Origin of the sequence: Streptomyces sp. NPDC088747, assembly GCF_044751025.1 — a bacterium.
In the GTDB taxonomy this organism is placed as follows: Bacteria; Actinomycetota; Actinomycetes; order Streptomycetales; family Streptomycetaceae; genus Streptomyces.
On record NZ_JBIVKZ010000011.1, the window covers coordinates 68,430 to 86,952 of the forward strand.

Sequence of the window (18,523 nt, forward strand, 5' to 3'; positions counted from 1 at the left end):
GGGGCCCGGCACCGGAAGGCATCGGCGCCGGGCCCCGCACCGGGAGCCTATATGAAAATGGTTCCCATGAGCTAGGGACGGAAAACTGAGGGCGGACGTCAGAGGGCGAGACCCGTCAGCACCAGCACCCGCTCGTAGGTGTAGTCGTCCATCGCGAACTTCACGCCCTCGCGGCCGACACCGGACTGCTTCACACCGCCGTACGGCATCTGGTCGGCGCGGTAGGACGGCACGTCGCCGATCACGACACCGCCCACCTCCAGCGCGCGGTGCGCGCGGAAGGCGGCCTGCAGGTCGTGCGTGAACACACCTGCCTGGAGGCCGTACTTGGAGTCGTTGACGGCGGCGAAGGCGGCGGCCTCTCCCTCCACCTTCCGTACCGTGAGGACCGGTCCGAAGACCTCCTCGCAGGAGATGGTGGCGTCCGCCGGTACGTCGGCGAGCACGGTCGGCGCGTAGGCGGCGCCGTCGCGCTTGCCGCCGGTGAGCACGCGGGCACCCGCCTGGGCGGCCTCCTCGACCCACGCTTCGACACGCTTGGCGGCGTCCTCGCTGACCAGCGGGCCCACGTCGGTCCTGTCGTCCGACGGATCGCCGGTGACCTGCGCCTCGACGGCAGCGACGATGCGCGGCAGCAGCCGGTCGTACACGGAGGCGTCCGCGATCACCCGCTGCACGGAGATGCAGGACTGGCCGCCCTGGTAGTTGGAGAAGGTGGCGATGCGGGTGGCGGCCCAGTCCAGGTCCTCGTCGCTCGCCCAGTCGGCCAGCACCACGGCCGCACCGTTGCCGCCGAGCTCCAGCGTGCAGTGCTTGCGCGGCACGCTGTCCATGATCGCGTAGCCGACCTTCTCGGAGCCGGTGAAGGAGATGACCGGCAGCCGCTCGTCCTGCACCAGCGCGGGCATCCGCTCGTTGGACACCGGCAGGATGCTCCACGAACCGGCGGGCAGCTCCGTCTCGGCCAGCAGCTCGCCGATGATCAGGCCCGACAGCGGGGTCGCGGGCGCCGGCTTCAGGATGATCGGCGTGCCGGCGGCGATGGCCGGGGCGATTTTGTGGGCGCACAGGTTGAGCGGGAAGTTGAAGGGCGCGATGCCCAGGACGACGCCCTTGGGGAACCGCCGGGTCAGCGCGAGCCGTCCCTGACCGCCCAGGTCGGTGTCGAGCCGCTGAGCCTCTCCGCCGTTGAACCTGCGGGCCTCCTCGGCAGCGAACCGGAACACCGACACCGCGCGGCCGACCTCGCCGCGGGCCCACTTGACCGGCTTGCCGTTCTCGGCGGAGATGAGCCGCGCGATCTCCTCGGTGCGTTCGACCAGGCGCCTCGACACGTGGTCGAGGGCGGCGGCGCGGACGTGGGCCGGGGTGGCGGCGAACTCGTCCCGTACGGCGTACGCGGCGGCGACGGCCTCCTCGACCTGGGCCTCGGTCGGCACGCTGACCTGGCCGACGAGGCGGCCGTCCCACGGGGAGGTGACGTCGAACGTGGTCTCGCCCGTGGCCTGGCGGCCGGCGAGCCAGAAGGCGTGGGTGGAAGTCATGTGTGGTCCCGGCCCTTCCGAGGTTGGGGTGTGGGCGTGGCTTTCTTCGTCCACGGTAGGGGTGGGGCGGCCGGGGGTCGTTTGTCCGAGTCGTAGCAGTCGGGGGGTGGGGTGTGCCGGTTTGGAACGGTGGGGGTGGCCGGGGGTGCTTTTTTCGCCCCCTCCGCCCCTTCCCGTCCCGTCTCTCGGGGGCTCCGCCCCCGAACCCCCGCTCGGGATCTTTCAGCCCGTCCGGCGTTTGAGGACGAGCGCGTCAGCGCGAAGCGGGGGTCTGGGGGCGGCAGCCCCCAGAAACAAGGGACGGGAAGGGGCGGAGGGGGCGAGAAAACCCCCTACTCCCCCGCCGCCGCCGTCGTCTTCAGCGCCAGCCACAGCTCCATGCGCACATCCGCATCGTCCAGCGACCGCCCGAGGATCTCCTCGACCCGCCGCATCCGGTACCGGAGCGTATGCCGATGCACCCCCAGATCGGCGGCGGCCGCGTCCCACTGCCCGTGCCGGGACAGCCACGCCCGCAGGGAGGCGACCAGATCCCCCCGCCCCGTCGCGTCATGCTCCCGCAGCGCCCGGAGCAACCCGTCGGCGAACGCCCGCACCGCGTCGTCGGCGAGCAGCGGCAGCACGGACCCCGCGGCCAGCTCCTCGTGCTCGACGAGGAACCGTCCCCGCCGCCGGGCGACGGACAGCGCCTGTTCGGCCTGCTTGTACGCGGCACCGGCCGCTATCGGCCCGGCGGGCGCCGACAGTCCGACCACCAACTCGTCCTCGTCCGCGGCGGCCTGCTCCCGCACGGACGCCCGCACGGCCTCCAGCGCCGCCGCGTGCTCTCCGCAGGCGGCGACGGCGGCACCGCCGTCGACGGCGAGCACGACGAGCCGGTCCCCGTCGGGCACGACGAGCACCGCCTCACCGGAGCGGGCCGCCGCCGACTCGACGACCTCGGCGAGCGCGCCGAGCGGATCGCCGCCGGTGTCGGGCACGGCGAGGGCGACGGAGGAGACGGCCGCGGCCACGCGAGTCCGGCCGTCGGCGTGCGCCCGAGCAGCCGAGGCGGAGGCCGACTCGGCGAGGATCAGCCGGAAGGGCGCGTCGAGGAGCGCGCCGAACAGGTCACCGGCGACGGCCCTGGCGTGGTCGGACTCCCCGGCGAGCAGCATGCGCAGCACCGCCGCGCCGATCCGCTGCTCGGCGGCCTGAAGGGAGCGCGAACGCTCGGTGGTGAGGGTGAGCAGGGCGATCGCCGAGTGCAGCGCGTACCGTTCGGCGGTGCCGAGGGCGGCGGCCGTGCCGACGGCGAGCGCGGCGCGCGGCCGGCGTCCCGTGCCCAGCGAGTGCAGCTCCACCCGGTCCTCACCGCCGACCACCGAGCTCGCGGGCGCGGGCCGGTCCCGCAGCCGCTCCACGTCCGGCGTCAGCCGGGCGGCCCGGCGGCCCGCCCAGTCCGGCGCGGTGGCGACGACGGCGCCGGACGCGTCGTACAGCGCGGCCCATCCGTCGACCTGCCCGGCGAGCGAGGCGAGCAGCCCCTCGGGCCCGTCGTTCAGGGCCTGCCTGGTCAGCTCGCGCTGTGCGGCGAACCCCGCGGTCACGGCCCGGTACTGGTCGGCCGCGATAGCGGCGGAGACGGCCTTGCTGATGGCCAGGAAGGGCGTACGCCGGGGCACCTCCAGGAGCGGCAGGGCCTCCTCCTGTGCCGCGTCGACGAGTGCCTTCGGGATCTCCTCGTAGTGCACCCCGACGGCGAAGCCGAGTCCGGCCACACCCGCCCCCGCCAGCCGCTTCACATAGCGGCGCATGGCCTCGGGGTCGTCCGCGTCCAGCTTGAGGGCGGTGATCAGCAGGAGCTCCCCGCCCTCCATGTACGGCACGGGGTCGGCGAGTTCGCTCGCGTGCGCCCAGCGGACGGGGGTGTCCAGCCGTTCCTCGCCCGCGCGCACGGTGAGCTTGAGCGCGGAGTGGTGGACGAGCGAGGCGAGCGTGGGGGGCATGGGACCTTCAGGCCTTCGGGTTCTCAGGTCTTCACAGGATCTTGGTCTTCACAGGATCTTCGACGATCACTGGCGGTGTGATCTTTTGGCCGCCACGTATGAACGACCCATGTCGATTCTGCCTCACCGTACGGTACGGGCGTGACCGTATGTCCAGACGTAGAGGTCAGGATGTCCAGGCGTAGAGGCCAGGATGTCCAGACCTACAGGTCAGCGCCGCACCCCCCGGGACGGGACCGTCGAACGCGCGGCCCGTCGGCGTCAGCCGCGCAGGTCCACCAGCAGCGGCGGCGCGTGCTCGCCCCGCACGCTCGTGAGCGACAGCACGGCGTGCCCCGGGGGCACCCCGTGCGCCAGCTCGGACGCGGACCACCGCTCCCGCTCGACCTGGCGCACGGTGACGGCACGGGCGGTCGGCGCGTGCCCGGTGATCACCCGGCGCACCATGTGCAGGGCCTTGCCCGCCGGGGTCTCCGCGATGATCTGCCGGTCGGTGACGTCGCGCGCCTCGATCCACTCCTTGCCCCAGACCTCGGCGAAGTCCTGCCCGTCCCAGGGCGTGAGGCCTGACAGTGCCATCCGGCACCCGATGGCCCCGAGCAGCGGAGTGCGCAGCGTGCGCGGCACGTCGTCGAGGGTGCGCAGCGTCAGGACGGCGCCGGCGTTGCCGGAACGCAGCCGCTGGATACCCCGTACGGCCTCGGGTGTGACGACGCCGGTCGCGTCGTCGAGGACCAGGCAGGCGAACAGCGACCGGTCCTCGCGCACCGCGACGCTCGCCGTGAACTGGGCGAGCACCAGCCGCGCCAGGATCCGCGAGGCGTCGGCGTGGCCGCGCGCGGGCAGGTCGATCCGTACCCGCACCGGATGGTCCAGGGCCCGCAGCGAGAAGGGGCGGGACTGACCCGACGTGTCGAAGAACCCCGCGAACGCCGGCCTGTCGAGCAGCGCGACGCGGTCCGAGAGAACACCGCCCAGATCTCCCGGCTGGCCCAACTGGCGCTCCCGCGCGTCGAGTTCGCGCAGCAGGGATTCCTTCCCGCTGTCTTCCAGGGCCTTGCGCAGCGCCCCGAGCGGACCGGGGGTGCCGTCGAGGAGCTGCCGCAGCTCGGGCACCGAGGGGAACCGCCCGTAGACCGAGCGGAAGGGGCCGAGGAGCTGGGCGAGGACGGTGGTGGACCGGCGGCTGTCGCCCCCGGGGTGGGGGTCGGCCAGATCGCCGACGAGCGCCTCCGCGAGTACGGCGGCGGCCTCGTCGGGGTCGGTGGTACCGCCGTACAGGTCGAGGTCGTACACGGATGCGGGGTTCCCGATCCGTACGACGACGTCGTAGGCGTCGGGGGCGCCGAGCCCTGCACCGGCGGCGCCGACCACGACCACGGCGGCCCGGCCGGCGAGCGCCTGGAGGCAGAGCGACTCGGCGAGCGGCCAGACGACGCCGCCGGTCTTGCCCGATCCGGGCGGGCCGACCGCGAGCAGCGAGGTGCCCAGCAGGTCGGGGCCGAGACCGAGTCCGGTGGCGCGGTAGGCGTACGGGTTGCGGGCGTCGTCGGCTGTCGTGCCGAGGCGCACCTGGCCGGTCACGAGGTCGTGGAGGGCGTGCCTGCCGGGCAGGTCACGGGCGCCGGAGGGATGCAGACAGGCGGCGGACCCGTCCTTGAGGACCGCACCGGTGAAGGTGGCGAGGCTGTGCCGTCCGCTCCGTACGCCCTGCCAGGCGCGGGTGATCCGGGCGTGATCGACGTCGCGCATCAGCCCCTGGCGGGCCTCGGTGGCGAGCCGGTCGGCGGCGTCGGCGGCTCCGGCGGCGCGGAGCTGGTTCCACTGGGCGGGGTCCTCCTCGGGTGCGGGCAGCCGCTCGTTCACGGGAGCGGCACGGCGCCAGGCGGGCGGTCCGTAGCGCCGCCAGACCTCGCCCCAGCGGCCGAGGCGGCCGACGCCGAACATGATCCCGAGGGCGATCAGCGTGTAGTAGCCGTACCAGAGGAACGCGTTGCCCACCGCGTCGTCGCTGCGGCGCCAGGAATCGGGGGTGAAGAGGTCGAGCGGGATGATCCACCAGCCGCCCAGGTAGCCGTTCCAGAGGAGCGACCAGATCAGCCACCCGACCAGGAACGCGATCACGGCGCCGCTCAGCAGCTGGCGCGCCGGGATCTCCTCGGGCTCCTCGTCCGGCCGCGGCCGGTGCCCGAACCGCCACACCCCGGGGGCCGCCTCCGGCCTGGCCGTCCGGACCCACGTCAGGAAGTCGGCGCCGTCCGGCAGCGGCGGCATGCCGGGCGCCCGGGTGGGCCTCGGCGGCGTCGTCGGCACGTCCGGCGGCCCCGCCGGACGCGGCACAGGATTCGCGTGCGTGCCCCGCGCGTCCCGCGTCCCGTCGCTGTCCATCGCCCTGCCCCCTGACCAGCCGCTCCGTGCGTCGTCCGCGAGCCAATCTAGTGCCCCTGCCCGGGGAGTTCACCGCTTACACGGCCGGACCTGCCCGAAGGCGCCCGCCGGACCGGGTCCCGCGCCGCCCCGCGGGCCCCTCCCCTCTATGTCCACCACGGACAACCGGAAGCCCGAACATCTCCCCCGTGGAGCATGCCCACCCCCCTCCCCCGGCCCTAACCTGCGAAGAAAGCAGTGAAGCGTCCGAAAACACCCCCACCCGGTGCGCCCCCGTCCGCCGGGGACCGTCCGGTTCGTAGGAACATCAGGGAGCCCCTCATGACCGCACTTCCGCAGGAGCGCCGCGTCGTCACCGCCATCCCCGGCCCGAAGTCGCAGGAGTTGCAGGCCCGCCGTACCGCCGCGGTCGCGGCCGGTGTGGGTTCGGTGCTCCCCGTGTTCACCACGCGCGCCGGCGGCGGCATCATCGAGGACGTCGACGGCAACCGCCTGATCGACTTCGGCTCCGGCATCGCCGTGACGTCGGTCGGCGCGAGCGCCGAGGCCGTCGTACGCCGGGCCTCCGCCCAGCTCCAGGACTTCACCCACACCTGTTTCATGGTCACGCCGTACGAGGGGTACGTCGCCGTCGCCGAGGCGCTCGCGGAGCTGACGCCGGGCGACCACGCGAAGAAGTCGGCCCTGTTCAACTCGGGCGCCGAGGCCGTCGAGAACGCCGTCAAGATCGCGCGGGCGTACACCAAGCGGCAGGCCGTGGTCGTGTTCGACCACGGTTACCACGGCCGCACCAACCTCACGATGGCGCTGACCGCCAAGAACATGCCGTACAAGCACGGCTTCGGCCCGTTCGCCCCCGAGGTCTACCGCGTGCCGGTGGCGTACGGCTACCGCTGGCTGACCGGCCCGCAGAACGCCGGCGCCGAGGCGTCCGCGCAGGCCATCGACATGATCAACAAGCAGATCGGGGCCGAGAACGTCGCCGCGATCATCATCGAGCCGGTGCTCGGCGAGGGCGGCTTCATCGAGCCGGCCAAGGGCTTCCTGCCCGCGCTCAGCAAGTTCGCCACCGACAACGGCATCGTCTTCGTCGCCGACGAGATCCAGTCCGGCTTCTGCCGCACCGGCCAGTGGTTCGCCTGCGAGGACGAGGGCATCGTCCCGGACCTGATCACCACCGCCAAGGGCATCGCGGGCGGCCTTCCGCTCGCCGCCGTCACCGGCCGCGCCGAGATCATGGACGCCGCGCACTCGGGCGGCCTGGGCGGCACCTACGGCGGCAACCCGGTGGCCTGCGCGGGCGCCCTCGGCGCGATCGAGACGATGAAGGAGCTCGACCTCAACGCGCGGGCGAAGCACATCGAGGGCGTCATGAAGACCCGGCTGGGCGCGATGGCCGAGAAGTTCGACATCATCGGCGAGGTCCGCGGGCGCGGCGCCATGATCGCCATCGAGCTGGTCAAGGACCGCGAGTCCAAGGAGCCGAACAGCGAGGCGACCGCCGCGCTCGCCAGGGCCTGCCACCAGGAGGGCCTGCTGGTCCTGACCTGTGGCACCTACGGCAACGTCCTCCGCTTCCTGCCCCCGCTGGTCATCGGCGAGGACCTCCTCAACGAGGGCCTCGACATCATCGAGCAGGCCTTCTCCCGGATCTGACACCGCCAGCCCGCCCTCCGGGCGGAGTCCGGACGCCCCTCACGCCGGATTCCGCTTGGCCCGCCGGGCGGGGCGGCGGCCGTCAGGCCGTGTGAAGAAGGTGTGCGAGGTGCATGACGGGACGCGATTCCGTCTGTCGGACCCCGATCCCCTGTCGTAGGTTCTACCCAGATGAGAGATACACCCCGCCCACAGGGGACTGTGGGCGACGCCGGGTCGGGGCCTCCCCAGCTTCGCCCTGGTCGTGCCCTCGCGCACACACCCGGAGCTTCCAGCTCCGATTCTCCTCACCGATCGGACAGTCGCCCGCCCCAAACCCCCCGGGGCGTGCGACGATCCGGTCCGGACGGCCACTCCGGAACCACCCCCCCTGTTCCGGGGTGGCCGACCTTCCTCCTCCTTCTCGGCCTTCCGGCCCTCCTCTTCGCGCTGTTCACCTGGCAGGTAGTGGCCCACGGCCCCCTCGCCCGCACGGACGAACGGCTCAGCGGACATCTCGTGAGCCCGGCCCGGATCTACGAACTCCTCGCCGACCTCGGCGGCATCGCGGTCGCCGTTCCCGTGCTCGCGGTCGTCCTCGGGTACGTCGCCCTGCGCGGCCGTCGGGCGGGGCTGGACCGCTGGTGGCTGCCCTCCGTCGCGGCGGCGGTGCTGATGGCCGTCGTACCGGCATTGGTCGTGCCGGTGAAAGAACTCGTCGCCCGGCCGGGTCCACCGGTGATGGGACCGGGCACGGGCTTCTATCCCTCGGGCCACACGGCGACCGCCGCCGTCGCGTACGGCGCCGCGACCCTGGTCCTCCTCCCGTGGCTCCGCACCGCCCTCGCCCGGCGCGCACTCGTCGCCGGCTGTCTCGTCCTGAACCTCGCCGTGCCCTTCGGCCTGGTCCGGCGCGGCTTCCACTGGCCGCTGGACGTGGTGGCGAGCTGGTGCCTGTGCGCGGTGCTGCTCTCCGCGCTGTGGATGCTGCTCGGCCGGACCGGCTCCGTGGACACCGGGCGGCCGAGCAGTCCCGCCGCCGCTCAGCCGAAGTAGCCGTCGAAGTTCCGCTGGAACTCCCAGCCTCCGAAGCGGTCCCAGTTGATCGACCAGGTCATCAGGCCGCGCAGGTCCGGCCAGGTGCCGTGGGTGGCGTACGAGCCGCAGTTGGTCTTCTTGGTGAGGCAGTCGAGGGCCTTGTCGACCTCGGACGGCGTCACGTATCCGTTGCCCGCGTTCGTCGTCGCCGGCATGCCGATGGCCACCTGGTCGGGGCGCAGGGCCGGGAAGACGTTGCTCGCGTTGCCGGCGACGGGGAAGCCGGTGAGGAGCATGTCGGTCATGGCGATGTGGAAGTCGGCGCCGCCCATGGAGTGGTACTGGTTGTCGAGGCCCATGATCGGGCCCGAGTTGTAGTCCTGGACGTGCAGGAGCGTCAGGTCGTCGCGCATGGCGTAGATGACCGGGAGGTAGGCCCCGGCGCGCGGGTCCTGGCCGCCCCAGGGGCCGGTTCCGTAGTACTGGTAGCCGAGCTGCACGAAGAAGGTCTCCGGGGCCATGGTCAGCACGAAACCGGCACCGTACTTGGCCTTCAGCGTCTTCAGGGCCGAGATGAGGTTCACGATCACGGGGGTGGTCGGGCTCTTGAAGTTGGTGTCGCTCGCGTTCAGGGAGAGCGAGTGGCCCTCGAAGTCGATGTCCAGGCCGTCCAGACCGTAGGTGTCGATGATCTTCGACACCGAGGTGACGAAGGTGTCACGGGCCGCCGTCGTCGTGAGCTGCACCTGGCCGTTCTGGCCGCCGATGGATATCAGGACCTTCTTGCCGGCCGCCTGCTTGGCCTTGATGGCCGCCTTGAAGTCGGCTTCGCTCTCGACGGTCGGGCACTCGGTCACCGGGCAGCGGGTGAAGCGGATGTCGCCCGAGGTGGTGGAGGTGGGCTCGCCGAAGGCCAGGTCGATGATGTCCCAGCTGTCGGGGACGTCGGCGAGGCGGGTGTACCCGGCGCCGTTCGCGAAGCTGGCGTGCAGGTAGCCGACGAGTGCGTGTCCGGTGGAGCCGCCTCCGCCGCCCGCTGTCGTCGTCGCGGTGACGGTCGCCGACTTCGGCGACTCGCCCGCGTCGTTGACCGCCGCGACCTGGAAGGCGTACGCCGTAGAGGCCGTGAGCCCGCTGACCGTGGCCGAAGTCCCGGTCACCGTCTGGATTTTGACGCCGCCGCGGTAGACGGCGTATCCGGTCGCGCCGGTCACCGGGGACCAGGACAGGGCGACGGACGAGGACGTGACGGTGCCTGCCGCCAGGCCGGTGGGCGCGGCCGGGGGCTGGCCCGGGGTGGCGGCGGGGCCGAACAGGGAGATGTCGTCGGCGTAGTACGCGCCGGTGCCGTACCAGCCGTGGGTGTAGATGGTGACCTTGGTGGTGGACGCGCCGGTGCGGAAGGTCGTGGTGAGCTGCTGCCAGCCGGTCGCGGACTGGGTCCAGGTGGAGACGTCGGTGGTGCCGGTGCCGCTCGCGCCGAGGTAGACGTAGCTGCCCCGGACGTAACCGGACAGGGTGTACTGGGAGTTGGGCTGGACGGTCACCGCCTGGGAGCACTGGGCGTGGTCGCTGCCGGCCGGGGTCGCCTGCAACGCGGAACTGCCACTCCGTACGGGTGAGTTGACGGTGGTGCCCGCTGTGCAGGTCCAGTTGTCCAGGCCCGCCTCGAAACCGCCGTTCCTCGCGATGTCCGCGTCGGCCGCACGGGCGGCCGACGAGAGCGCGGTCATGCCGGGAACGGCCAGGAGGATGGCCGTGCACACGGCGAGAAGTCTGTGACGTACGACTGATCCGTTGCGTCGGGTTCGATCCACGACTGCCTCCGTGCAGGGGGGAATTGGAGGGTGAAGCGCGCCCAATTTGGTCCAGACCAATCCTGTTGTCAAGACCTCTGACTGTTACCGGGGTCCGGCCCCGGCACGGCTACCGGTCCTCGTTCCCGGCGATACCCGCCGCCGCCTCGTGCATGGCCAGCTCCAGCAGCGCCGGGTCGGTGAGCGTGCCGGAGCCGTCCGGCGGGATCAGCCAGCGGACCCCGCCGGTCGTCCGTCCCGGGTACGGCACCACGATCCAGGTGCCGCGGCCCGCCGTGCGCACCCCCGTGCCGAGCCACCGGGCCGCGGTGCCCGCGGGCACGAAGAAGCCCATCCGGGCGTCCCCGAAGTCGACGAGGACCGGACCGAGTTGGTCGATCACCCGGGTCAGCACGTCGAGCGTGGGGTAGCCGAGTTCGCCGGGCAGGATCAGTACGTCCCAGGCCTTGCCCGCGGGCAGCAGCGCGATCCCCAGCGGATTGCGCTCCCATTCCCAGCGGCAGGCCTCCGGATCCGGAGCTACGGATGCCAGCCAGTCGACCGCCGTCTTGGCCCCTGTCATGGCGGAACCTCCCTCTCTCATGTCGACGCTGGTCGCGTCACAGGAGAGAGCGAGGTTCGGCCCGGCCATTACGCGGGTTCTGAACATTTGTTGACAGCGCGGGGATCACAGCGGCTGAGCAGGGCGTACGCCGTGGATCAAGAACCGGCGCACGCGCCCTGCCGCGCCGTAGGAGCCCTCGCCCGTCGGTGCTCCTCAGCTGTCGAAGCCGAGCCCCACCCTGTCCATCGCCTTGAGCCACAGATTTCGCCGGCCGCCGTTCGAATCCGCCCGCGCCAGCGACCACTTGGTGAGCGCGATGCCCGTCCAGGCGAAGGGCTCGGGCGGGAACGGCAGCGGCTTCTTACGGACCATCTCCAGCTCGGTGCGTTCCGTGCGCTCCCCCGCGAGCAGGTCGAGCATCACGTCCGCCCCGAACCGGGTCGCGCCCACACCGAGCCCGGTGTAGCCCGCCGCGTAGGCCACCTTGCCCTGGTGCGCCGTACCGAAGAAGGCGGAGAAGCGCGAGCAGGTGTCGATCGCGCCGCCCCAGGCGTGCGTGAAGCGGACGCCCGCCAACTGCGGGAAGCAGGTGAAGAAGTGCCCGGCGAGCTTCGCGTACGTCTCGGGACGGTCGTCGTACTCGGCGCGCATACGGCCGCCGTACGGATAGATCGCGTCGTAACCGCCCCACAGGATCCGGTTGTCGGCGGAGAGCCGGAAGTAGTGGAACTGGTTCGCCGAATCCCCCAGTCCCTGGCGGTTCTTCCAGCCGATGGACGCCAACTGGTCGGAGGTCAGCGGCTCGCTCATCAGCGCGTAGTCGTAGACGGGGACGGTGTACGCGCGCACTCGCCTGACCAGGTTCGGGAAGATGTTCGTACCGAGGGCCACGCGGCGGGCGCGGACCGAGCCGTACGGGGTGCGTACGGCCATTCCGGCGCCGTGCGGCCTCAGTTCGAGTGCGGGAGTGTGCTCGTAGACGCGGACGCCGAGTTCCCGGCACGCCCGCTTGAGGCCCCAGGCGAGCTTGGCGGGGTGCAGCATCGCGACGCCCCGGCGGTCGTACAGACCGGCCAGGAACGTCGGCGAGTCGACCTGTTCCCGCACCGCCTCCGCGTCCAGGAATTCGGTGCCGTCCGCCAGCCCCTCGCGGCGCAACTCCTCGTGCCAGTCGCGCAGTTCGGCCGCCTGGTGCGGCTCGGTGGCGACGTCGATCTCGCCGCTGCGCTCGAAGTCGCAGTCGATGGAGTAGCGGGCGACGGCCGCCTCGATGCCGTCGAGGTTGCGGGCGCCCAGCTCCTCCAGCTTCCTGATCTCGTCCGGCCAGCGGGTGAGGCCGTTGGCCAGACCGTGGGTCAGGGACGCGGCGCAGAAGCCGCCGTTGCGGCCGGAGGCGGCCCAGCCCACCTCACGGCCTTCCACCAGGACCACCTCGCGCCCGGGGTCACGCTCCTTGGCCAGGAGCGCGGTCCACAGTCCGCTGTAGCCGCCGCCGACGACGAGCAGGTCGCAGGTCTCGGCGGTGGTGAGGGCGGGTTCGGGGCGGGGCCTGCCGGGGTCGTCCAGCCAGTAGGACACCGGCTGTGCGTCGGAAAGAGACTCGGTCCAACGGGTCATGGCGCCTGGGGCCATGATTTCCACTCCCTTACACGTGCTTTTCTCTCGGGGCTTATGCCTTCTGGCGGTTGCGGCGGTTACCGACCACCATTCCGGCCAGCACGAACAGTACGGCGACGACGAACATGGCCGTACCGATGACATTGATCTGAACGGGTGTTCCGCGCTGTGCCGATCCCCAGACGAACATGGGGAAGGTGACGGTCGAGCCCGCGTTGAAGTTGGTGATGATGAAATCGTCGAAGGAGAGCGCGAAGGCGAGCAGCGCGCCCGCGGCGATCCCGGGGGCCGCGATCGGCAGGGTGACCCGGACGAAGGTCTGCACCGGTCCCGCGTACAGGTCCTGGGCCGCCTGCTCCAGACGCGGGTCCATCGACATGACGCGCGCCTTGACCGCCGTCACCACGAAGCTGAGGCAGAACATGATGTGGGCGATGAGGATCGTCCAGAAACCCAACTGTGCGCCCATGTTGAGGAACAGGGTGAGCAGCGAGGCTGCCATCACCACCTCGGGCATCGCCATCGGCAGGAAGATCAGCGAGTTGACGGCGCCGCGCGCGCGGAAGCGGTAGCGGACCAGGGCGAAGGCGATCATGGTGCCGAGGACGGTGGCACCCAGGGTCGCCCAGACGGCGATCTGGAGGCTGAGCGAGAGCGAGCCGCACATGTCGGCGACGCCGCACGGGTCGGTCCAGGCGTCCGTGGAGAAGTTCTGCCACTCGTAGTTGAAGCGCCCCTTCGGTTTGTTGAAGGAGAACACCGTGACCACGACGTTCGGCAGGAGCAGATATCCGAGTGTCAGCAGTCCCGCGATGACGACGAGATGGTGCTTGAGCCAGCGTACGAAGGCCATTTAAACCAGATCCTCCGTCCCGGACTTGCGAATGTAGAAGGTGACCATGATGAGAATGGCGGCCATGAGAATGAAGGAGAGCGCCGCGGCCGTCGGATAGTCGAGAATTCGCAGGAACTGCGTCTGGATAACGTTTCCCACCATCCGGGTGTCCGTCGAGCCGAGCAGATCGGCGTTGACGTAGTCGCCGCTGGCCGGGATGAAGGTCAGCAGGGTCCCGGAGACCACACCGGGCATCGACAGCGGGAAGGTGACCTTCCTGAACGTCGTGACCGGCTTCGCGTAGAGGTCGCCGGCCGCCTCGTGCAGGCGTCCGTCGATGCGTTCCAGCGAGGTGTAGAGCGGCAGGATCATGAACGGCAGGAAGTTGTACGTGAGACCGCAGATCACCGCGAGCGGGGTCGCGAGGACCCGGTCGCCCGCCGTGACGCCGAGCCAGCTCGTGACGTCCAGGACGTGCAGCGAGTTGAGGGCGCCGACCACCGGGCCGCCGTCCGCGAGGATCGTCTTCCAGGCCAGCGTGCGGATCAGGAAGCTGGTGAAGAACGGCGCGATGACCAGGATGAGGACGACGTTGCGCCAGCGGCCCGCCCGGAAGGCGATCAGATAGGCGAGCGGGTATCCGAGGATCAGGCACAGGATCGTCGCGGAGCCCGCGTAGAGGACGGAGCGCAGGAACTGCGGCCAGTAGTCCGCCAGCGCGTCCCAGTAGGTCGCGAAGTGCCAGGTGACCTTGTAGCCCTCCTCCAGGGAGCCCGTCTGCACGGACGTGGAGGCCTGGTAGACCATCGGCAGCGCGAAGAAGACCAGCAGCCAGAGGATGCCGGGCAGCAGCAGCCAGTACGGGGTGAGCCGGCGGCGTTTGCGGGGCGGCTTCTCGGCCGGTTGCGGAGCCAGTGGCGGCGCCTCGGTGACGGTGGCCATCAGGCGGCCGCCCCCTTCTCCGGGTCCACCGACTCGACCCCGGCGTCGATGTCCTGGGCCGCGTCCAGCCCGAAGGTGTGCGCCGGGTTCCAGTGCAGGACGACGTCCGTGCCGGGCCGGAGCCGGGAGTCGCGGTCGATGTTCTGGGCGTACACCTCGAACTCGGGGCAGACGGCGCTGTCGATGACGTACTGCGTGGAGACGCCGATGAAGCTGGAGTCGGCGATCTTGCCGGTGATCCGGTTGCGGCCCACCGGGATGTCGCCCGCGTCGTCGGCGTGCGTGAGCGTGATCTTCTCGGGGCGGACGCCGACCAGCACCTTGCCGCCGGTCGTCGTGGGCGCCGAACATCGCGCCGCGGGCAGCGACAGCTTGCCGCCGCCCGCCTTGAGGACGATCTCGTCGCCGCTCGTGGAGTCGACCTCGGCCTCGATGAGGTTGGAGGTGCCGAGGAAGTTGGCGACGAACGTGGTGTTCGGGTTCTCGTAGAGGTCGGCGGGCGAGCCGAGTTGTTCGACGCGGCCCGCGTTCATCACGGCGACCGTGTCGGCCATCGTCATGGCCTCCTCCTGGTCGTGCGTGACGTGCACGAACGTGATGCCGACCTCGGTCTGGATGCGCTTGAGCTCCAACTGCATCTGGCGGCGCAGCTTGAGGTCGAGAGCGCCGAGCGGCTCGTCGAGGAGCAGCACCTTGGGGGTGTTGATCAGCGCGCGGGCGACGGCGACGCGCTGCTGCTGGCCGCCGGAGAGCTGATGCGGCTTCTTGCGGGCCTGCTCGCCGAGTTGTACGAGCTCCAGCATGTCCTCGACCTGCTTCTTCACCGACTTGATGCCGCGCCGGCGCAGGCCGAAGGCGACGTTCTCGAAGATGTCGAGATGCGGGAAGAGCGCGTAGGACTGGAAGACGGTGTTCACCGGCCGCTTGTAGGGCGGCAGGTTCGTCACGTCCTGGTCCCCCAGGTGCACGCTTCCCGAAGTGGGCTCCTCCAGGCCGGCGATCATGCGCAGCGTGGTGGTCTTGCCGCAGCCCGACGCCCCGAGGAGGGCGAAGAACGATCCCTGCGGCACGGTGAGGTCGAGCGGGTGTACGGCCGTGAAGGCGCCGTACGTCTTGCTGATCCCGGAGAGGCGGACGTCGCCGCTGTTGTCTGTCGTCATCATGGTCACGCCCCTGTGAGCTTCGCGAACTTCTCTTCGTAGGCCGTCTCTTCCTTGCTGCTGAGCAGGCGGAAGGCGTGAGACTTGGCGGCCATGGCCTGGTCGGGAATGATCAGCGGGTTCTCCGCCGCCTCCTTGTCGATCTTCTCCAGGTACGGCTTCACTCCGTCGACCGGACAGACGTAGTTGATGTAGGCGGCGAGCTGGGCGGCCGGCTCGGGCTCGTAGTAGTAGTCCATGAGCCGCTCGGCGTTCGTCTTGTGGCGCGCCTTGTTGGGGATCAGCATGTTGTCGGTCGAGGTGATGTAACCGCTGTCCGGGATGATGAAGTCGACGTCCGGGCTGTCCGCCTTGAGCTGGACGACGTCGCCGGCCCAGGCGATGCAGGCCGCGAAGTTCCCGCTGGTGATGTCGGACGTGTAGTCGTTGCCGGTGAAGCGGCGGATCTGACCCTTGTCGACGGCCTTCTGGAGACGGGCGATCGCCGCGTCGTAGTCGTCGTCCGTGAATTTGGCCGGGTCCTTGCCCATGTCGAGCAGCGTCATGCCGATGCTGTCGCGCATCTCCGTCAGGAAGCCGATCCGCCCCTTGAGCTTGGGGTTGTCGAGCATGTCGGAGACCGACTTCACCTCGACACCGTCGAGCGCCTTCTTGTTGTAGGCGATGACGGTCGAGATGCCCTGCCAGGGATAGGAGTAGGCGCGTCCGGGGTCCCAGTCGGGGTTGCGGAACTGCTGCGACAGGTTGGTGTAGGCGTGCGGCAGGTTGGCCGGGTCCAGTTTCTGGACCCACCCGAGGTTGATCAGCCGGCCGGCCAGCCAGTCGGTGAGGACGATGAGGTCACGGCCTGTGTCCTGGCCCGCGGCGAGCTGCGGCTTGATCTTGCCGAAGAACTCGGCGTTGTCGTTGATGTCCTCGGTGTACTTGACGGTGATGCCGGTGCGCTTGGTGAAGGCGTCCAGCGTGGGGTGGTGCTTCTCGCTCTCGTCGACGTCCATGTACTCGGTCCAGTTGGAGAAGTTGATCGTCTTCTCCTTGGCCGAGAGGTCGTCGGCGGAGACCCCGCCCTGGGTCTTGCCGGCCGCGGGGATCCCGCAGGCGCTGAGCGCCCCGAGTCCGCCGATGGCCAGCGCACCGCCCGCCGAGGCGCGCAGCAGGGAACGGCGGCCGAGGGAGGCCCTGCCGTTCCTGAGGCTGCGCCGCATGGCGGCCAGTTGGACCGGGGACAGAGGTTCGGGCTCGTACTGCTCCATGCTCCTGGTGCCCTTTCGGAAGGATCGCGGCCGTGGTCGCGGCCTGGTCTGTCTCGGTGCCGGCCGAACGTGCCGACTAGCTCCGGTCCCCGAAGATCGTGCGGTGCCAGTCCTTCCCGGCAACCCCAGTGTTGTCGAACATGACGTGCTTGAGCTGTGTGTACTCCTCGAACGAGTACGCGGACATGTCCTTGCCGTAGCCGGACGCCTTGTAGCCGCCGTGCGGCATCTCGCTGATGATCGGAATGTGGTCGTTGACCCAGACGCAGCCCGCCTTGATCTCGCGGGTGGCGCGGTTGGCGCGGTAGACGTCGCGGCTCCAGGCGGAGGCGGCCAGTCCGTACGGTGTGTCGTTGGCCAGCGCGATGCCCTCGTCGTCGGTGTCGAAGGGCAGTACGACCAGCACGGGCCCGAAGATCTCGGACTGCACGATCTCGCTGTCCTGGGCGGCGTCGGCGACGAGGGTGGGCCGGTAGTACGCGCCGCTCTTGAGGTCCCCCTGCGGGGCGGCCCCGCCGGTGACCACGCGCGCGTAGGCGCGCGCACGGTCGACGAATCCGGCGACGCGGTCGCGCTGGGCGTGCGAGATCAGCGGCCCCAGGTCGGTGTCCGGGGCGAAGGGGTCTCCCACCCGGACGCTCGCCATGAGGTCGGCCGTTTTGGATACGAACGCCTCGTAGAGGGGCCTCTGCACGTACGCGCGCGTGGCCGCCGTGCAGTCCTGCCCGCTGTTGATGAGGGAGCCCGCGACCGCGCCGTTGACAGCGGCTTCGAGGTCCGCGTCGTCGAAGACCACGAAGGGCGCCTTGCCGCCCAGCTCCAGGTGGAGCCGCTTGACGGTGGAGGTGGCGATCTCCGCGACCCGCTTGCCGACGGCGGTCGAACCGGTGAAGGAGGTCATGGCGACGTCGGGGTGGCCGACGAGGTGCTCACCGGCGTCCTTCCCCGCTCCGGTGACGATGTTGACGACACCGTCGGGGATACCGGCCGCGGTGGCCGCCTCGGCGAAGAGGAGGGAGGTGAGCGGGGTGAGCTCGGCGGGCTTCAGGACGATCGTGTTGCCGGCCGCGATCGCGGGGAGGATCTTCCAGGCCGCCATCTGGAGGGGGTAGTTCCAGGGGGCGATGGAGCCGACGACACCGATGGGTTCACGGCGTACGTACGAGGTGTGGTCGCCGGAGTACTCGCCCGCGGACTGGCCCTGGAGGTGGCGGGCCGCGCCGGCGAAGAACGCGATGTTGTCGATGGTCCCCGGGACGTCGAACTCCCGGGTGAGCTTGAGCGGCTTGCCGCACTGGAGGGATTCGGCGCGGGCGAACTCCTCGGCGCGCTCGGCGACCACGGCGGCGAAGCGGTGCAGCGCGTCGGAGCGCTCGCCGGGGGTGGCGCCCGACCAGCCGGGGAACGCGGCGCGGGCTGCCGCGACGGCGGCGTCCACGTCTGCGGTGCCCGCGAGTTCGTACGTGTAGACCTCGTCGCCCGTGGCCGGGTCGACGACCGCGTACGCATGGCCGGAGGTGCCCTTGGTCAGCCGGCCCGCGATGTACTGCGCGCCGTCCGCGAAACGGTCCTGCGCCTGGAAGCGATGGCCCGGATTGTGCATGTCGCTCTCCTCCGCCGTCCTCCCCGTCCAGCGGGGGTCGGCGTAGCTCCGGCTCGATTTGAGTGCCGATCCTGACAGAGCAAAGGGACTCCAACAAGTGATTCCGTTGTTGCCTTTTGGTTACGCGACGGAATCTGTCGACCAGGTGTCGAGTCGGCG

General features: G+C 70.6%; 13 protein-coding genes. 2 read left to right on the forward strand and 11 right to left on the reverse strand.

Going from position 1 to position 18,523, the window contains the following annotated elements:
* Positions 1-98: 98 nt before the first annotated feature.
* The 3 genes from ACIP79_RS24950 to ACIP79_RS24960 all read right to left on the reverse strand — a co-directional run bounded on the left by ACIP79_RS24950 (position 99) and on the right by ACIP79_RS24960 (position 5,920).
* A complete protein-coding gene (locus tag ACIP79_RS24950) occupies positions 99-1,544 on the reverse strand; it encodes an aldehyde dehydrogenase family protein (RefSeq protein ID WP_401226790.1) in 1,446 nt (481 codons plus the stop codon).
* A gap of 332 nt (positions 1,545-1,876) precedes the next feature.
* Entirely contained in the window at positions 1,877-3,532 is a 1,656-nt protein-coding gene (locus ACIP79_RS24955; protein ID WP_401226791.1) for a PucR family transcriptional regulator, read from the reverse strand.
* Positions 3,533-3,793: 261 nt separating this feature from the next.
* Positions 3,794-5,920 carry an ATP-binding protein gene (locus ACIP79_RS24960; protein WP_401226793.1) on the reverse strand — a complete coding sequence of 709 codons (2,127 nt, stop codon included), beginning with the start codon at positions 5,918-5,920 and terminating at the stop codon, positions 3,794-3,796.
* A 321-nt stretch (positions 5,921-6,241) separates the two neighbouring features.
* On the opposite strand from ACIP79_RS24960, the gene gabT reads away from it, so the two are divergent.
* Together gabT and ACIP79_RS24970 are read left to right on the forward strand one after the other, a co-directional pair.
* The gene (gene gabT, locus ACIP79_RS24965) at positions 6,242-7,576 is read left to right on the forward strand and encodes a 4-aminobutyrate--2-oxoglutarate transaminase (RefSeq protein ID WP_383682727.1); all 1,335 of its coding nucleotides are present in this window, start codon (positions 6,242-6,244) and stop codon (positions 7,574-7,576) included.
* Positions 7,577-7,903: 327 nt separating this feature from the next.
* Positions 7,904-8,611 (forward strand): phosphatase PAP2 family protein, encoded by a 708-nt coding sequence (locus ACIP79_RS24970; RefSeq protein ID WP_401226795.1) that lies wholly within the window; start codon positions 7,904-7,906, stop codon positions 8,609-8,611.
* Here ACIP79_RS24970 and ACIP79_RS24975 read toward each other — a convergent pair.
* The 8 genes from ACIP79_RS24975 to ACIP79_RS25010 form a co-directional block, all read right to left on the reverse strand.
* The gene (locus ACIP79_RS24975) at positions 8,599-10,326 is read right to left on the reverse strand and encodes a chitinase (protein ID WP_401227029.1); all 1,728 of its coding nucleotides are present in this window, start codon (positions 10,324-10,326) and stop codon (positions 8,599-8,601) included. The genes ACIP79_RS24970 and ACIP79_RS24975 overlap by 13 nt on opposite strands.
* A 193-nt stretch (positions 10,327-10,519) precedes the next feature.
* On the reverse strand, positions 10,520-10,972 hold the full coding sequence (locus tag ACIP79_RS24980) for a hypothetical protein (RefSeq protein WP_383682732.1): 453 nt from the start codon (positions 10,970-10,972) through the stop codon (positions 10,520-10,522).
* Positions 10,973-11,167: 195 nt separating this feature from the next.
* Positions 11,168-12,586 carry an NAD(P)/FAD-dependent oxidoreductase gene (locus ACIP79_RS24985; protein WP_401226797.1) on the reverse strand — a complete coding sequence of 473 codons (1,419 nt, stop codon included), beginning with the start codon at positions 12,584-12,586 and terminating at the stop codon, positions 11,168-11,170.
* Positions 12,587-12,623: 37 nt separating this feature from the next.
* Positions 12,624-13,424 (reverse strand): ABC transporter permease, encoded by an 801-nt coding sequence (locus ACIP79_RS24990; protein ID WP_383682737.1) that lies wholly within the window; start codon positions 13,422-13,424, stop codon positions 12,624-12,626.
* Positions 13,425-14,348 carry an ABC transporter permease gene (locus ACIP79_RS24995; RefSeq protein WP_401226798.1) on the reverse strand — a complete coding sequence of 308 codons (924 nt, stop codon included), beginning with the start codon at positions 14,346-14,348 and terminating at the stop codon, positions 13,425-13,427.
* On the reverse strand, positions 14,348-15,508 hold the full coding sequence (locus ACIP79_RS25000) for an ABC transporter ATP-binding protein (RefSeq protein WP_383682777.1): 1,161 nt from the start codon (positions 15,506-15,508) through the stop codon (positions 14,348-14,350). The genes ACIP79_RS24995 and ACIP79_RS25000 overlap by 1 nt, the downstream gene beginning before the upstream one ends.
* 5 nt (positions 15,509-15,513) lie before the next feature.
* Positions 15,514-16,761 (reverse strand): spermidine/putrescine ABC transporter substrate-binding protein, encoded by a 1,248-nt coding sequence (locus tag ACIP79_RS25005; RefSeq protein WP_387186409.1) that lies wholly within the window; start codon positions 16,759-16,761, stop codon positions 15,514-15,516.
* A 76-nt stretch (positions 16,762-16,837) separates the two neighbouring features.
* Positions 16,838-18,364 carry a gamma-aminobutyraldehyde dehydrogenase gene (locus ACIP79_RS25010; RefSeq protein WP_401226799.1) on the reverse strand — a complete coding sequence of 509 codons (1,527 nt, stop codon included), beginning with the start codon at positions 18,362-18,364 and terminating at the stop codon, positions 16,838-16,840.
* Between the last annotated feature and the right edge of the window lie 159 nt (positions 18,365-18,523).